The 16,559-nt window shown below is 31.6% G+C and carries 14 protein-coding genes and 1 pseudogene; 12 read left to right on the top strand and 3 right to left on the bottom strand.

Annotated features, from left to right (window positions below):
* Window positions 1-437 precede the first annotated feature (437 nt).
* From ACFFGL_RS05820 to ACFFGL_RS05840, 5 genes and pseudogenes are all read left to right on the top strand, one after another.
* Window positions 438-1,160, top strand: a complete 723-nt coding sequence (locus tag ACFFGL_RS05820; RefSeq protein WP_309727459.1) for a LytR/AlgR family response regulator transcription factor — start codon at window positions 438-440, stop codon at window positions 1,158-1,160.
* A 2-nt stretch (window positions 1,161-1,162) separates the two neighbouring features.
* Window positions 1,163-1,801 (top strand): annotated as a pseudogene (locus ACFFGL_RS05825) (7TM diverse intracellular signaling domain-containing protein); the annotation flags it as partial.
* A gap of 36 nt (window positions 1,802-1,837) precedes the next feature.
* Window positions 1,838-2,632 (top strand): sensor histidine kinase, encoded by a 795-nt coding sequence (locus ACFFGL_RS05830; protein WP_378928119.1) that lies wholly within the window; start codon window positions 1,838-1,840, stop codon window positions 2,630-2,632.
* Complete coding sequence (locus ACFFGL_RS05835) at window positions 2,574-4,703, top strand: tetratricopeptide repeat-containing sensor histidine kinase (protein ID WP_309727457.1); 2,130 nt, start codon at window positions 2,574-2,576, stop codon at window positions 4,701-4,703. Before ACFFGL_RS05830 ends, ACFFGL_RS05835 begins: the two co-directional genes overlap by 59 nt.
* A 330-nt stretch (window positions 4,704-5,033) precedes the next feature.
* Window positions 5,034-6,248: a BaiN/RdsA family NAD(P)/FAD-dependent oxidoreductase gene (locus ACFFGL_RS05840; RefSeq protein WP_309727456.1), complete on the top strand. Its 1,215-nt coding sequence runs from the start codon at window positions 5,034-5,036 to the stop codon at window positions 6,246-6,248.
* A gap of 23 nt (window positions 6,249-6,271) precedes the next feature.
* Here ACFFGL_RS05840 and ACFFGL_RS05845 read toward each other — a convergent pair whose 3' ends face one another.
* Entirely contained in the window at window positions 6,272-6,793 is a 522-nt protein-coding gene (locus ACFFGL_RS05845) for a DUF421 domain-containing protein (protein WP_309727455.1), read from the bottom strand.
* A 55-nt stretch (window positions 6,794-6,848) separates the two neighbouring features.
* Window positions 6,849-7,328, bottom strand: coding sequence for a TspO/MBR family protein (locus ACFFGL_RS05850; RefSeq protein WP_309727454.1), 480 nt, complete (start codon window positions 7,326-7,328; stop codon window positions 6,849-6,851).
* A 96-nt stretch (window positions 7,329-7,424) separates the two neighbouring features.
* Between ACFFGL_RS05850 and ACFFGL_RS05855 the strand changes: the two genes are divergently transcribed.
* The 7 genes from ACFFGL_RS05855 to ACFFGL_RS05885 all read left to right on the top strand — a co-directional run bounded on the left by ACFFGL_RS05855 (window position 7,425) and on the right by ACFFGL_RS05885 (window position 15,041).
* On the top strand, window positions 7,425-8,513 hold the full coding sequence (locus ACFFGL_RS05855) for a diphosphomevalonate/mevalonate 3,5-bisphosphate decarboxylase family protein (protein WP_309727453.1): 1,089 nt from the start codon (window positions 7,425-7,427) through the stop codon (window positions 8,511-8,513).
* Window positions 8,514-8,523: 10 nt separating this feature from the next.
* A complete protein-coding gene (locus tag ACFFGL_RS05860; protein WP_309727452.1) occupies window positions 8,524-9,462 on the top strand; it encodes a mevalonate kinase family protein in 939 nt (312 codons plus the stop codon).
* Window positions 9,463-9,486: 24 nt separating this feature from the next.
* Window positions 9,487-10,395 carry a geranylgeranylglycerol-phosphate geranylgeranyltransferase gene (locus ACFFGL_RS05865; RefSeq protein ID WP_309727451.1) on the top strand — a complete coding sequence of 303 codons (909 nt, stop codon included), beginning with the start codon at window positions 9,487-9,489 and terminating at the stop codon, window positions 10,393-10,395.
* 78 nt (window positions 10,396-10,473) lie between these two features.
* The gene (locus ACFFGL_RS05870) at window positions 10,474-11,304 is read left to right on the top strand and encodes a pseudouridine synthase (protein ID WP_309727450.1); all 831 of its coding nucleotides are present in this window, start codon (window positions 10,474-10,476) and stop codon (window positions 11,302-11,304) included.
* 453 nt (window positions 11,305-11,757) lie between these two features.
* Window positions 11,758-13,158, top strand: a complete 1,401-nt coding sequence (locus ACFFGL_RS05875; RefSeq protein ID WP_309727449.1) for an arginine decarboxylase — start codon at window positions 11,758-11,760, stop codon at window positions 13,156-13,158.
* Window positions 13,148-14,026, top strand: a complete 879-nt coding sequence (gene speB / locus ACFFGL_RS05880; protein ID WP_309727448.1) for an agmatinase — start codon at window positions 13,148-13,150, stop codon at window positions 14,024-14,026. The genes ACFFGL_RS05875 and speB overlap by 11 nt, the downstream gene beginning before the upstream one ends.
* Window positions 14,027-14,069: 43 nt before the next feature.
* The gene (locus tag ACFFGL_RS05885; RefSeq protein WP_309727447.1) at window positions 14,070-15,041 is read left to right on the top strand and encodes a deoxyhypusine synthase family protein; all 972 of its coding nucleotides are present in this window, start codon (window positions 14,070-14,072) and stop codon (window positions 15,039-15,041) included.
* A 74-nt stretch (window positions 15,042-15,115) separates the two neighbouring features.
* On the opposite strand, the gene ACFFGL_RS05890 is transcribed toward ACFFGL_RS05885, so the two are convergent.
* Window positions 15,116-16,498 (bottom strand): Ig-like domain-containing protein, encoded by a 1,383-nt coding sequence (locus ACFFGL_RS05890; protein WP_378928101.1) that lies wholly within the window; start codon window positions 16,496-16,498, stop codon window positions 15,116-15,118.
* Window positions 16,499-16,559 lie beyond the last annotated feature (61 nt).

A 16,559-nucleotide genomic window follows, 5' to 3' on the forward strand; every position in this document is an offset into this window, starting at 1 on the left:
GTCAATATAAATACCTTGCATTCAGCGGGGGAATGTATAAGAGGAGGGAAACACTTTATAACTGGTATATTTTTGATGATAACGGGTATTTGCCGTTTTATAGCAAGAAAATATTGGGTTTACCAATAATCATAGAAATAGCTCCAAAAACAAGGTCTTTTATACCAGTTATACAATTTTTTCTGTAAAGACTTATATTTTTAGTAATTTTAAAACATTGTTGTCCAATAAGGAACCAAGAAATACTACTTGATTGTAGTTAATTGATAAAAGCAATACAATGAATTAGCATTAGTCTCTTTTATATTTTTGTAAAAAGAAAGGTCTCCTATTTTAAAAGTGGTTGAAACTCAATTTTAATAGTTTATTGCGTTAATTCAAGAAATTTCATTCGGATACTAAATGATTTTAAAATACTTCCCATTAAAATTATTATTATGATAAGATTAGTCCTGATTGATGATGAACCCAAAGCTATAAAAAGTATAGAATGGGAAATTGAAAATTTTTGTGAAGATGTAGAGGTTATGGCAACTTTTACCAAACCCAAGAAAGCTATTGATTATTTACAGCTGCATAATCCAGATTGTGTTTTTTTAGATGTAGAAATGTCAGAAATGGATGGATTTCAATTTTTAGATCATTTTAAAAAACGCCAGTTTTGTGTAGTTTTTGTGACTGCTTACAACCAATATGCCATTAAGGCTATTAAGGAAAATGCTATGGATTATTTGTTGAAGCCCATCGACACTGATGATTTAATCTTGACAATTGAAAAACTGAAAGTTGAAAAAAAAAATGGACGTACGTACGATGCCTTGGAAGAACGCTTGCGCTCCCATACTAATAAGCGAATTGTAATTCCGGTGGAAGGTAAATTGATATTTATCAACACAGAAAATATTTTCTATTGTGAAAGTGATGGCAACTACTGCAAAATCCATTTAGCAGAGAAAAAGTCTTTGTTTATTTCAAAAAAGTTAAAAGAGATACAAGCTATTTTGCCTACAGATGATTTTTTTAGAATACATAATAGTTATGTTATCAACCTAAAAAGAGTGAGTGCATACTTAAAAACAGAAGGTTATGTAATTCTTGATAACGAAAAAAAAATTCCTGTCTCTAGAAATAAAAAGTCCGCTTTTTTAGATAAAATATAATAATGGAATTTGTACCTGAACTTTTCTTTTGGCAGTTGATGGTAACTGCTTTGTCAATTCTTGGTATAATCAGTCTTGTTATTGGGTATAACTCTAAAGAGAAGAGTTTTTTGTTTTATTTTGTCTATACATTTTTTTTATTATTTTATTTTATCTTGATGACTCCTTATGATGTTGAGTGGCGCGATCAACTTTATACTACCTCTTTTAAATCGCTTCGTTGGTATTCACAGGTAATCTATAATTGTTCTTATTTTTTGTTCTTTCTTTATTTTTTAGATGTTAGAACACATCTTTATAAATTTTACAAATTTATTATAAAGGTTGTTGCTATTATGTTTAGCATAGCAAGCCTTGTTTTTTTATATAGTATTTTAAGTGTGAAACCTGAAGTTTTCGACTTTTTTTACATTTATATTTTTGTACCTGTTTTATTTTGTTTTGCAATTTATACGCTTATCAAATCTTTTTTTCTTCCTGGAAGATTAAAATATTTCTTTATTACAGGAGGAGGAATTTTTATCGTTTTTGCGATGATTGCACTTTTTTTCCCCATTATGAGATGGCGTATTTTTAATATAAAACCTTTTTTTATTTTTTATATCGGGATCTATATCGAGCAATTTGTATTTGCTTTTGGTTTAGCATACAAAGTGAAATTAATTAACCTTTCTTTGTTGGAAAAATCATTAGAAAATCAACAGATTAAAGAGAAGCAAAATCAGTTTTTAGAAGAAAAATTAAAGGAAAAGGAAAATGAGATTTTGTTTATAACAGCTAAAGCTGAAGAAGAACGAATTTCACGTCTTAAATCTAAATTTGAAGATGAAATTCATCATCTACATTTAGTATCATTACAAAATCAGATGAACCCACATTTTATATTTAATGCCCTTAATTCTATCAAGTTCTTTTTGATTGAAAATGATAAAGAAGAAGCAATTTACTATCTAAATAAATTTTCAAAACTCATCCGTATTATTTTGGAAAGTGTTCAGGTAGAAAGCATTACATTAGAGAAAGAATTATCAATTTTAGAATTATATGTAAATATTGAAAACATTCGTTTTGAAGATAAAATAGAATTGAAAATTAACAAACCAAAAAATAGTAACCTAAAGAATATAATGGTTCCGCCAATGATTTTTCAACCCTTTATAGAAAATTCTATTTGGCATGGGCTTATGTTGAGAAAAGGTAAAAAGAAAATAACACTGAATTTTTCTAAAGTTGAAAATACGCTTGTCCTTAAAATTAATGACAATGGGATTGGTCGAAAAAAATCAATGCAAAATCTTGAACGGAAATTTTACAGAAAAAAATCAATTGGATTAAAAATCAATAAGGAACGGCTTAAGCATTTTAATCAAAAAAGAGGATTGAACTATTCTTTTAAAATTAATGATTTAAAAAATGAAGAAGGAAAGTCTAGCGGAACTGAAATTGAATTTTTATTTACAAACCCCGCCTGAAAATCTCTTTTTTACAATGTGCGATTCAATAAAATATTTCTATAGGTTTTTGCAAAAAATAATGCTTGTTTTTATTTTACTACATTCTTTTCTTGCTCAATCACAATCAACGACTCGTTTAGATAGTTTAAAACATAAACTCAATCAAGCCACATGCGATTCCTTAAAAATCATTTATGAGCTTAAAATTTCTAGAGAAATTCACCGGCAACCTCATGAGAAGGAGGAAGGATATGCTTATGCTAAAAAAGCCATGGAACGTGCACTTTTTTTAAAAGATACAATTTTATATGCAAGAACTTTAGATAACTTTGGTTTGCTAAACCGTTTTCATCAGGATTATGAAGAAGCTTTGGATTTTCATATAAAAGGTTTTAAGCTTGTAGAGAATAGAAAAGATGTAAAACCTCTCTATAAAATGATTTTTGCGAATAATGCTGGGGTTGCCGCTCGTTACAATCAACAATATGCAACTGCTGTTTATTATTATATGAAAGCGTTAAAAATAGCTGAGAAGCATAATGATCTTCGGAATATAGCAATAGCAAGCAACGGAATCGGAAACGCTTTTAGTAATATACCTGGTCGAGAAAAAGCAGCATTACAGTATTTTAAACGTGCTCTTGAGGTTTCAAAAAAAACAGAAAATAGTTTAGGGGAGGCTATGAATTATCTTTCTATAAGTAATTATTATATATATGAAAAAGAATACGAAAAGGCCCGGAATTATTTAGATAAATTATTGCAATTGAATATAAAAAGAGACGATTTATATGGCTTGGCTATTACATATGAATTTTTTGGGATCTCTTATTTAAAAGAAGGTAAAAACCTGACCAAGGCAGTTGCTTATTTTGAAAATTCTCTAGAACGATTTAAAGCTTTGGATGATAATCATAAACAGGCAGAAATTCTTATGAATTTAGGTAATAGTCAAGTGAAACTAAATAATCTGAGACGTGGCGAAGAATATTTCCGAAAGTCTCTCAAGTTAGCAGAGGAATTGAAGCAGTTTGAATTAGTAAGCTTGAACTCAAAGAAACTGTCTCAAGTGTTAGCTAAAAGAGGTAACTATCAACAAGCTTTACGTTACTATAAGCAGGCTGATGTCTATAAAGACAGTCTTAAAATTACCGAACAAAATGTGCAGATAGAAATGCTCACTAAGAAGTATAATTTGGAAAAGAAGGAGAGTCAAATTCAATTACTCCAAAAAGATAGAGCTTTACAACAAACACTCGTAGAAAACCAAAAACAGCAATTAAAACGGCGCAGGCTAATTACGGTTTTTCTGGCTATTGGTTTTACATTATTACTGGTAATTTTTTTAATGCAATACAGAAATTACCGTACCAAGAAAAAGACGAGTGCACGTATTCAAAAAGAAGAGAAAGAAAAAATGAATGCTATTTATGAGCGTAATTTGGCTCAGTCTGAGATATTAGTGACCCGGCTGAGGATTAATCCTCATTTTTTATTTAATAGCCTTAACGCTATTACTTATCTTATACAGAGTGAACAAAATTTTAAAGCCATAAAATATCTCAAAATATTTAGTCGGTATACCAGAATGGTGTTAGAGACTTCTAAACAACATATTATTCCTTTGCAACAAGAACTTAAATTGGCCAATTATTATTTAATGTTAGAAGAAAACCGTTTTGAAGATGGTTTTAGGTTTCGCATTAGTGGTGATAATTTACCGGAAATACAGGAAGTTGAGATTCCTCCATTGTTACTGCAACCTTTTATAGAAAATGCGATTTGGCATGGATTATTGCCAAGTAATCGGGATGAGAAAGTACTACGTATAGTTATTCTTTCCAAGTTGGGTTCTATAGAGATAATTATAGAGGATAATGGGATAGGGCGTAAAATCGAAAAAAAACAAAGTTTTAAAAAAACACACAAGAGTATGGGGATGCAAATCATAAAAGAACGTATTGATTTATACAATAAAAGCTACGCTGAAAAGATTGACTTTAAAATTATAGATAAAAAAAATAAAGATGGTCAACCTGAAGGAACTAAGGTTTTGTTGACACTTTTACAAAAAGATGCTTTGGGTTAAATAAGTGTTTGGTTTTTAATTAATTTTATATTTTACATACTTTGTAAGTTAAGTCATTAATTATGATTACTGAAAAGTTTTAGCAGTCTATCAAGCGGAAGAAATTTCGTGATTTGTTGTAAAACAACACCAAAAAGTATAATAATAGAAAGACTTACGATAGAAATTTTTACGATTGAACGCTGCATTATGATTTAAATTAAGTTCAACCTCAAACCTACTTTTAAATTCAAAAGCTCGTGTTAAGAAATAATTATAAAAGGATTAAAATAAGGGGTGAGAATTTGCTGAATTAATTAAATAATAATTTTGTTTCCATATTTTCGCATTATGAAATATGACGTAATTATTATTGGTGGTGGTGCAGCGGGATTTTTTACGGCTATTAATTTAGCTGAACAAAACAACCAATTGAAGATCGCTATTTTGGAACGTGGTAAAGAAGTGCTTTCGAAAGTACGAATTTCGGGTGGAGGGCGTTGTAATGTTACGCACGCTGAGTTTCTTCCGCAGGAATTAATTAAAAATTATCCCCGCGGTGAGAAAGAACTTCGCGGTCCATTTCATCAATTTATGACTGGTGATACCATCGAATGGTTTCAGCAACGCGGCATTGAATTAAAAACTGAAGAAGATGGCAGAATGTTTCCGGTGAGCGATTCTTCAGAAACTATTATTGATTGTTTTTTAGCTGAAGCAAATCGTTTAGGAATTGAAATTTTAAAAAAACATTCCGTTCAAGATATAATTAAAAATGATAAGGAGTGGGAAGTTTCTACTAATCAAGAAAAATTTTCAGCTAAAAAAATTGTGTTGGCTACAGGGAGTAATCCTAAAATATGGGGAATTTTAGAAAAATTGAATCATTCTGTAGTTTCACCCGTTCCATCACTTTTTACTTTCAATACAAAAGATGAGCGTTTAAAAGATTTAGCGGGAATTTCAACTTTTGCTACGCTTAAAATAAAGGGAAAAAAACTAGAAAGTGAAGGTCCACTTTTAATAACGCATTGGGGTTTAAGCGGTCCCGGAATTTTAAAATTATCGGCTTGGGGAGCTCGAATTTTAAATGAATGCAACTACAATTTTGAATTGCAAGTCAATTTTTTGGGGTTTAAAACCGAAGAAGAAGTATTGGAAGAATTAATTCAGTTGAAAAATAATTTTCCTAAACAACAACTCACTACATATGCGCAATTGGAATTACCGAAAAGACTTTGGCGACGACTCATTTTAAAAGCGGGAATTGCCGAAAACCAGATTTGGGCAGAACTTTCTAAAAAACAAATGCAAAAAATTTCTGAAGCATTGACAAAAGCGATTTTTTCAATAAACGGAAAAAGTACGTTCAAAGAAGAATTTGTAACTGCTGGCGGAATTAAACTGAAGGAAGTAAACTTTAAAACTTTTGAAAGTAAACTCCATGAAAATCTTTATTTCGCCGGAGAAATCTTAAATATAGATGCAATTACTGGCGGATTCAATTTTCAAAATGCTTGGACAGGCGGTTTTTTAGCTGCATCAGCTATTGCTGAAAAATATTAATTGGAAGAATTTTATTTTCTTAATTAACGTTTTACTTCTTCAATAAGCCACGATTCTAATTCATCTGAAGGTTTTGAAGCGTGCAAAACTGAAATATCTCCGGTAGCTTCAAAAACTACGGCTCGCACTTGCTGAACGTTCAATACGTTTGCTTCTCTCAATTTCGCTTTTAAATCACATTCGGTTACGTTTGCTTTTTTTAAATTTTCAGTTAAAATTGTGGGGCCGTCCATGAGTAATAAGGCATCGTTATCCATCATTTTTTGAAAAAAGCTAAATCGACGTAATTTTGATGCGAAATACTGAATTGCATACACAATAAATAAACCGGTAAAACCTTGTAGCAGACTCACATTTTTCAGAATAATAGTAGAAGCTATTATCGAACCGATGGCAATAGTAATCGCAAAATCTAAACTAGACATTTTAGAAAAACTTCGTTTGCCAACAATTTTTGTAAAGAGAATTATAATAATATAAGTTGCAATGGCACTAATAACAATTGCAAGTAAGGAAGTTCCTGAAGCTTCAAACCACTTTTCCATAATTTTTTTTTCGTAAGGTATATAAATGAAGCGATAAAACTTACTAAAACGGACATTAATTTATTCGCCAAATTTCGAAATTCAAAAGAGCATTATAGGCAATCCAAAGCGTGTAAGGAATCAGTAACATAGCACTCCATTTACTCACCACGTTAAACCATTTTATGGTAAATAATAAAAAAATGAAAAGAACACTCAAAAGTATAAACCCAATTATGAGTTGTTTCATTTCAAAAAATAAAATAAACCAAAGCGCTGTTAGAAGTAATTGAAAACCAAAATGATAAAGTGCGGTTTTTACCCAACTATGATGAAAACCTTTGCTCCAAACAATCCCTGCTGAAAGTCCTAAAATACCAAAATTAATTCCCCACACGATGTAATAAAAAACCGTAGGCATAAAATAAGAAGGCTTGTTAATAATTTTTAGCCAATTGTTAGCGTTTCCTTGAATGGTAAGCGTGCAGAGAAAACCGATAATTAAACAAATTATTAACGATGAAAATATTTTATATAAACCTGTGTTTCTGCTCATAAGTCTTGCCGTTACAAAAGTCTAATTTAATTTATTTTATTAATTTCTACAACTACCGCTTTATATGATTGCATTATATTTGCACAAATTTTTGAAATGACGCTAGCTGATTTTATTCCGAAGCAACCTATAAAAACACCTTCTAAAGGAAAAGTAACTTGGCAATCGCCTAGCAATATTGCGTTAGTAAAATATTGGGGAAAATATGGCGAGCAACTTCCAAAAAACACCTCGTTAAGTTTTACACTGAATAATTGCGTAACGACTACAACTTTAATTTATAAAGAGAAAAAGGAAAAAAATAAATTCGATTTTAAAGTTTTTTTAGACGGAAAACGTGCCGAAAATTTCGAACCGAAAATCAAGACTTTTTTTCAACGTATAGAAAAATATGTCCCGTTTCTAAAAGAATTTGAATTTGAAATTCATACTGAAAATTCTTTTCCCCACAGTAGTGGAATTGCATCTTCAGCAAGTGGAATGAGCGCTTTAGCTTTATGCTTGTTATCTATCGAAAAAGAAGCGACAGATTTAGATGAAGAATTTTTCCGAAGAAAAGCCTCATTTTTAGCCCGATTAGGTTCAGGAAGTGCAGCGAGAAGTATCGAAGGTCCGTTGGTACTTTGGGGCGAACACAAGAAAATTCAGAATAGTAGTAATTTATTCGGAAGCGTTTTAGATTCAGAAATTCACGAAAAGTTTGCAACTTATCAAGACACCATTCTTTTAGTCGATAAAGGCGAAAAGAAAGTCAGTAGTTCGGTTGGTCATAATTTAATGCATAATCATCCGTTTGCCGAACAGCGTTTTAAACAAGCGCAAGAAAATATTTCAACCTTAATTAAAATTTTAAAAGAAGGAAATCTCGAGAAATTTATTAAACTTGTAGAAAGTGAATCGCTAACCTTGCACGCGATGATGATGTCCAGCAATCCTTATTTCATTTTAATGAAACCTAATACCTTAGAAATTATCAATAAAATTTGGAATTATCGCGCAGACACGAATTCTAAACTTTGTTTTACCTTAGACGCTGGTGCAAACGTACATTTATTATATCCTGAAAATGAGAAAACTAAAGTTTTAGATTTCATTAAGAGTCAGTTGGTTGCACATTGTCAAAATGAACAGTATATTTGTGATAAGGTTGGTTCAGGAGCTAAACAAATTTTTGACCGATCTTAAACCTAAGCTTATGAAAGGACCACTTTTTTATTCTAAAATCTTATTATTCGGTGAATACGGAATTATTAAAGATTCTAAAGGTTTATCAATCCCTTATAATTTTTACAACGGCGCTTTAAAAGTAGATAAAGCGCATACCGAAAAGCAACACCAATCGAATGTGAATTTGCAACGTTTTGCTGAATATTTAGCTGAACTTGAAAAGCAACAACCTAAACTTGTTTCGTTTGATTTAAAGAGTTTGCAAGAAGATATTGATGCCGGAATGTATTTTGATAGTAGCATTCCGCAAGGTTATGGCGTAGGAAGTAGCGGTGCTTTAGTTGCAGCTATTTACGATAAATATGCGACCAATAAAATAACGGTTTTAGAAAATTTAAGTCGTGAAAAACTTTTAAAATTGAAAGCGATTTTTGGTGAAATGGAATCTTTTTTTCACGGAAAATCTTCTGGTTTAGATCCGCTAAACAGTTATTTAAGCTTACCAATTCTTATTAATTCTAAAGATAATATTGAAGCTGCAGGAATTCCTTCGCAAACTAAAAGTGGGAAAGGAGCCGTTTTTTTACTAGACAGCGGAACGGTTGGCGAAACTGCGCCAATGGTAAATATCTTTATGGAAAATATGAAGCAAGAAGGCTTCAGAAAAATGCTAAAAGATAAGTTTGTAAAACGTACCGATGCTTGCGTAGAAGATTTCTTAAAAGGTGATGTAAAATCTTTATTCAGCAATATAAAAGAACTTTCGCACGTTGTACTCGATAATTTTAAACCGATGATTCCAAAGCAATTTCATAAACTTTGGAAAGAAGGAATCGAGTCAAACGCTTATTATTTAAAACTTTGCGGTTCTGGCGGAGGCGGTTATATTTTAGGATTTACTGAAGATTTAGCCAAAGCGCAAAAAGCACTCAAAAATTATAAATTAGAAGTAGTTTACAACTTTTAGTGAATACGTAAGTTTAGAAATACCATGCTTTCACGAAAGAACAAACTTTTGTTGTATAAACTCGCGAGTTTGTTCTCTGTTATTCGAGGTTATAATATTCTGGTTATTGCCATCGCGCAATATTTGACAGCGATTTTTATTCTCGCACCAGAAAAATCACTTCCGCAGGTTTTATTCGATCCTAATTTATTTGTAATTGTGTTGGCTTCCGCATTAGCTATTGCTTCCGGATATTTAATTAATAATTTTTACGATGCTGAAAAAGATTTAATTAACCGCCCGCGAAAAACCTTAATCGATAATTACGTTAGCCAAAAAACAAAATTGGTTTGCTATTTTATACTCAATTTTTTGGCAGTAATTTTGGCAAGTTATATTTCGTTTAAAGCCGTGGTTTTCTTTTCGGTTTTCGTTTTTTTTCTTTGGTTTTATTCGCATAAACTAAAAAAATATCCATTTATTGGGAATTTAACGGCTTCAATTCTGGCGGTTACACCTTTTTTTGCGGTATTTATTTATTACCATAATTTTAATGCGGTCATTTTTATTCACGCTACATTTTTGTTCCTTATTATCTCTATTCGCGAATTGGTGAAAGATTTAGAAAATTTAAAAGGCGATTTTACCCAAAATTATCATACCATTCCGGTAGTGTACGGGGTGAAGTTTACCAAAAAAATAGCTTCACTATTAGTATTACTTACGCTTATTCCGACAATAATTTTACTGCTGAATGATTTCAATTTAGGATATATGTATTATTATTTTATCCTCAGTTTTTTATTGCTTATCGCTTTTCTATTTTTTCTGTGGAAATCACAATCGAAACTTCAGTACACTTTATTACATAATTTGCTGAAATTGGTAATTGTGTTAGGCGTTTTCAGTATTTTGCTTATCGATATTAATGTGGTTATCAACCGAATCTTTTAAATTCAATCTTATAAATATTCCTTATTCATACTTCATAATTGATTTATTAAAACTGTACCTTTGCAAAAAATATACGTTATGGCAAATCCACGGAATAAAGGAAAAGGAAATATGAAGAATAAAGGAAAATCTTCCGCGAAGCGAAATACCGACGCTCCAAAAAAAGCTGCTGTAGATAAGCAAGTGAAAGATCCGGAAGCTGGAATGCGCCTTAATAAATATATTGCGAATTCAGGAATTTGCTCTAGACGTGATGCTGATATTTACATTACCGCTGGAAATGTTCGCGTAAATGGCGAAGTAATTACCGAAATGGGATATAAAGTAAAACTTACTGATGAGGTGAAATTTGATGGTCGTAGAATTACACCAGAAAAGAAAGAATATGTTTTATTGAATAAACCTAGCGGATTTTTTGTAACCGGAAGTTTAGAAAAAAACAATAGAACCGTGATGGATTTAATTGCCAACGCGTCGAATGCAAAATTAGATCCAATCGGGAAATTAGATACTAGCACAACAGGTTTGTTGTTGTTTACTAACGATGGAACCTTAGCCAAAAATTTAGGAAATTCAAAAAAGTTAATCCGTCAAATTTATCACGTAGAACTGAATAAAAATCTCGCTCAGGAAGATTTAGAAAAAATTCGTGAAAGCGCTATTCTATTAGAAGACGGGAAAGTTCTGGTAGATGATATTAGTTATGTAGAAAATCAGCCGAAGCGTCAAGTTGGTTTAGAATTGAAAAGCACAAAACCGCACGTGGTGCAACGTTTGTTTAAAAAATTAGGCTACGATATTGTAAAATTAGATCGTGTAGTTTATGGCGGTTTAACCAAAAAAGATTTACCAAAAGGCAGATTTAGACATTTAACTAAGCAAGAAGTTATTAATTTAGGAATGATTTAATTGGCACCGCCAAATGGTAAATGATTCGAGGCTTGCCTCAAATGGTAAATCTTTTCAGTAGAATGATTTATAGGATTTACCCGAGGTAATTAATCCCTTTTTAATTGAGAAAATAAAGAAAAACCCGGTCAAAAATGGCTGGGTTTTTTTATGCAGAAATTTAACAGTTTTGCTCTTCCACAAGAACATGAAATAGTATTTATTTGTTCAAAATTTCATTAGTTAAATTGAAAACTATTTTTCTTTCAGAATTTTTTAAAAGTAAAAGCTTCAACGCTTCATTTAAAGTGGTGACCGCTATCTTCGGGTTTGTCTCGACCGAACATTTTGCTAATTATATCTTTTCAGCCTATTATCAAAAAACAGATTTTGCGTTAATTTAAGATACTTTTATTCATCTTTTTATATCTTACAAAAGATTAACTTAACAGTAATTTATTTTAAGAAACTTTCATGAACACAAAATATATAGATCTAATCGATCAAACCTATTATTTTCCACAAGAAGAATTTAAACTAGACGGTGAAAATTTAAAATTTCATGATATTGATTTAATGGAACTCGTAGAAAAATATGGAGCTCCGTTAAAATTCACCTATTTACCTAAAATTTCTTCGAACATTCAAAAAGCAAAAAAATGGTTTGCTGAAGCGATTGAAAAACATGATTATAAAGGAAATTACAATTATTGTTATTGCACAAAAAGTTCGCATTTTCAGCATGTTTTAGAAGAAGCACTTTCTAACGATATTCATATTGAAACTTCCTCTGCATTCGATATTGATATTGTAGAGCGAATGAAGAAAAAAGGCAAAATAAATAAAGACACTTATGTTATTTGCAACGGTTTTAAACGCGAGCAATATATTACCAATATTGGAAGATTAATTAATAACGGACACCAAAATTGTATTCCGATTATTGATAATTACGAAGAAATCGATTTACTTACCGAAGAAATAAAAGACGATTTTAAAATCGGAATCAGAATTGCTTCTGAAGAAGAACCTAAATTTGAATTTTATACCTCAAGGTTAGGTATTGGTTACAAAAATATTGTTCCGTTTTACGAAGAACAAATTAAAAATAATGATAAAGTTGAACTAAAAATGCTTCACTTTTTCATTAATACCGGAATTCGTGATAATGCTTATTATTGGAACGAATTATTAAAATGTTTAAAAGTTTATATTCGGTTAAAGAAAATCTGCCCAAGTTTAGATAGCTTGAATATCGGCGGCGGTTTCCCAATAAAAAACTCGCTTCAATTCGATTATGATTACCAATATATGGTCGATGAAATTATCAATCAAATTAATATCGCTTGCGCGGAAGCCGAAGTTCCCGTTCCACATATTTTTACGGAATTCGGAAGTTTTACCGTAGGCGAAAGTGGCGGTGCGATTTATGAAGTTTTATACCAAAAACAACAAAACGATCGCGAAAAATGGAATATGATTAATTCTTCATTTATCACTACTTTACCAGACACTTGGGCAATCAATAAACGCTTTATTATGTTGGCGGTAAACCGTTGGAATGATGAATACGAACGCGTTTTGCTCGGCGGTTTAACCTGTGATAGTGACGATTATTACAATAGCGAACAAAATATGAACGCTATTTATTTACCGAAATTTAAAAAGGAAAAACCGCTTTACATAGGGTTTTTCAATACAGGAGCATATCAAGAAACCATTGGCGGTTTTGGAGGTTTGCAACATTGCTTAATTCCATCGCCTAAACATATCTTAATTCAAAAAGATAAAGACGGAAATCTTTCCACAACATTATTTAGTGAACAACAAAAAAGTGAAGACTTACTTAAAATTCTAGGTTACAATGACAACTAAAAAAAACTACGCGGGTATTCCAGATAAATACGCGCGTTTAGACGAAGCAAAAGTGGTGTTAATTCCTGTTCCTTACGATGGAACAAGCACGTGGCAAAAAGGAGCCGATAAAGGCCCTGAAGCTTTTTTAGAAGCTTCAGAAAACATGGAACTTTATGATATTGAAACGCGTTCTGAAGTTTATAAAAAAGGAATTTATCTAGCACCGCCGGTAACAGAAAATTCTTCGCCTGAAAAAATGGTAGAAACCGTTCATAAAACCACCAAAAATTACATTAAACAAGAAAAATTCGTTACAATTTTTGGAGGAGAACATTCTATTTCTATCGGAACTATTCGCGCTTTTCAAGAATCTTTTGAAGATTTAACCGTGGTGCAAATCGATGCCCACGCCGATTTAAGAAAAGAATATGAAAGTTCCAGTTGTAATCACGCTTGCGCCGTTCATGAAGCCAGTAAAACTACCAACTTGTTACAAGTAGGAATTCGTTCTATGGATGCTGAAGAATTAGAATATATGGATGAAAATCAAGTATATTTTGCTCACGATTTATATGAAGATTGGATGGACGATGCAATTGGCCAAATGACGCCAAACGTTTTTTTAACCATCGATTTAGATGCTTTCGATCCTTCTATTTTGCCTTCAACCGGAACCCCGGAACCAGGCGGATTATTTTGGTACGAAACCCTAGATTTCTTGAAAATGATCTTCAAGAAAAAAAATGTTGTTGGTTTTGACATCGTAGAATTATGCCCGAATAAAAATGAAAAATCTTCAGATTTTTTAGCGGCAAAATTATACTACAAAATGTTGAGCTATAAATTTAAATACGAAAATTATAATGAAGAAGATGACGAAGAATAATTTTCGTTAACATTTTTCATTTACCATAAAAATTAAAATAATCATGAATAAAGGAGCAATTTCATCATTCATAGAAAAATATTATTTACACTTTAATGCTGCATCTGTAGTGGATGCTGCAAAAGCTTACGAAAAACAACTCGAAGGTGGTTCAAAAATGCTTGTTTCTTTAGCTGGCGCAATGAGTACAGCAGAACTCGGTAAGATTTTCGCTGAAATGATTCGTCAAGATAAAGTCCATATTGTTTCGTGTACAGGAGCGAATTTAGAAGAAGATATTATGAATTTGGTAGCACATTCACATTACAAACGTGTACCGAATTACCGAGATTTAACGCCAAAAGAAGAATGGGAATTATTAGAGAAAGGGCTAAATCGAGTAACTGATACGTGCATTCCTGAAGAAGAAGCATTTAGAAGATTGCAAAAACATATCGTAAAAATTTGGAAAGACGCTGAAGCAAATGGCGAACGTTATTTTCCACACGAATTTATGTATAAATTGCTATTAAGTTGTGTTTTAGAAGAATATTATGAGATTGATTTAAAAGATTCTTGGATGTACGCTGCCGCAGAAAAAAACTTACCGATTGTCGTTCCCGGTTGGGAAGACAGTACGATGGGAAATATTTTTGCCAGTTACGTAATGAAAGGCGAATTAAAAGCCAGCACTATGAAATCGGGTATTGAATACATGACTTTTCTAGCCGATTGGTACACCGATAATTCTAAAAACGGAATTGGTTTCTTCCAAATCGGGGGTGGAATTGCAGGAGATTTCCCTATTTGTGTGGTACCTATGTTATACCAAGATATGGAACGTACCGATACGCCATTCTGGAACTATTTCTGTCAGATTTCAGATTCTACCACGAGTTATGGTTCGTATTCTGGAGCAGTTCCCAACGAGAAAATTACTTGGGGAAAACTAGATATAGATACGCCAAAATTTATTATTGAAAGTGACGCTACAATTGTAGCTCCACTAATTTTCGCTTATTTATTAGGTATGTAAATTAATTTAAAACTAATTAAATTAAAAAAAAGGCTTATGAAATATTTCATAAGCCTTTTTATGTAACAGAAAATCTAATTTTTTATCACTTTAAATACTTTGGAGTTTTGGTTCAAATATATTTTCATAAAATAAATTCCAGATGTTAAACCTGAAATATCTATTCTAGAATTTTTTATTAAATTATTTTTAGATATTACTTCTTTTCCTTCAAAATTTAATATAACTGCATTATAATTATTCCCATTATTAATTTCTATATTCAAACTATTTTGTACTGGGTTTGGATAAAAAGAAATTTGAATATCTTTTTTATCATTTAATGATAATGTTTCCTCTACGGTTATAGCAAGTGCTTTACTCTCGCAACCAGAATTAGATCCGGTTTGTGTGACATAATAAGTTTTCCCATCGACTAGATTGGTATAAACAGGAATTTTATTAGTTAATTCATCATCATTATACCAAGTTAAATTATCTCCTGTAACCTCTAAGTCTGAAATTTTTTCACCAGGTTCAAAATCTTGATTTTCTTCCCCAACGGGTAAATCTTCTTCAATTACATTAATAGCTACTTCAGTTCTGGCTGGACTACAAGTTAAACCAGTACCAGTAGTATTTCTAGATTCAATCCAAAAACTAGTTGGTTGATTTAATGGTGGAGTAGTAAATGTCATTCCCGAACCTATTATGGTCCCTCCAGTTGGTTGATCATACCAATTAATTTCTTCTCCATTTGTTGCTACTGAAAGTACAACAGAATTACCTGGACAGATTTCGGGAGGAGTGCTTACACCGGATATTGTAGGTTCAATACAAGTCTCGTAAAACTCAAAATCATCAATATAAAATTTTGTATTTGCATCAGATGAATAAAAATCGACTCCTCCTACCTGAAAAGATGTATTACCATTATTGTCTTGATAGGGAGCTGCGTTTAGCATCATATTATTATCTATTGTTGCAGTTATTTCTTGATTATCTAAGTCAACCGTTAGTATTATCTCAAACCAGGTGTCGTGGGGAAAGCTTGCGGTTCCTGATAAATTATTATGACTAACCACACCTGCGCTTCCACCAGAAGTTGTGGATCCCACATAAAATTCACCGTTCCATTGTGAAGTAGGGTCTATACTTTCGTATTCTTGAATATTAAAATATCCATTATGTCCTGTCGGAACATACATCATAAATTTAATTTCCCAAACCCCGAGATTTTTATTTCCTAGATTAATAAGAATGTCATCTTCAATTCCACCTGTTTGTGGACGTATTAATAAAGAATTTGGAGCTGAGTTTGAATAATCATCAGAAACTTGGGCGTCGGTCGGATTAGCTGTAGGATCCGGCCATTTTTCAATTATTGAAGATTGAGGACTAACATCACCCAAAGTAAACGAATCAAAATCAATAGAAGTTTGTGATTGAATTAAAATGCTATAAAGAAAGAATAGCATTAAAAATGCGTAGTTTTTTTTCATAATTTTTCATTTTAAATCTTAAAAATCAATTAAATAT

Origin of the sequence: Mesonia maritima (assembly GCF_042433895.1) — a bacterium.
In the GTDB taxonomy this organism is placed as follows: Bacteria; Bacteroidota; Bacteroidia; order Flavobacteriales; family Flavobacteriaceae; genus Mesonia; species Mesonia maritima.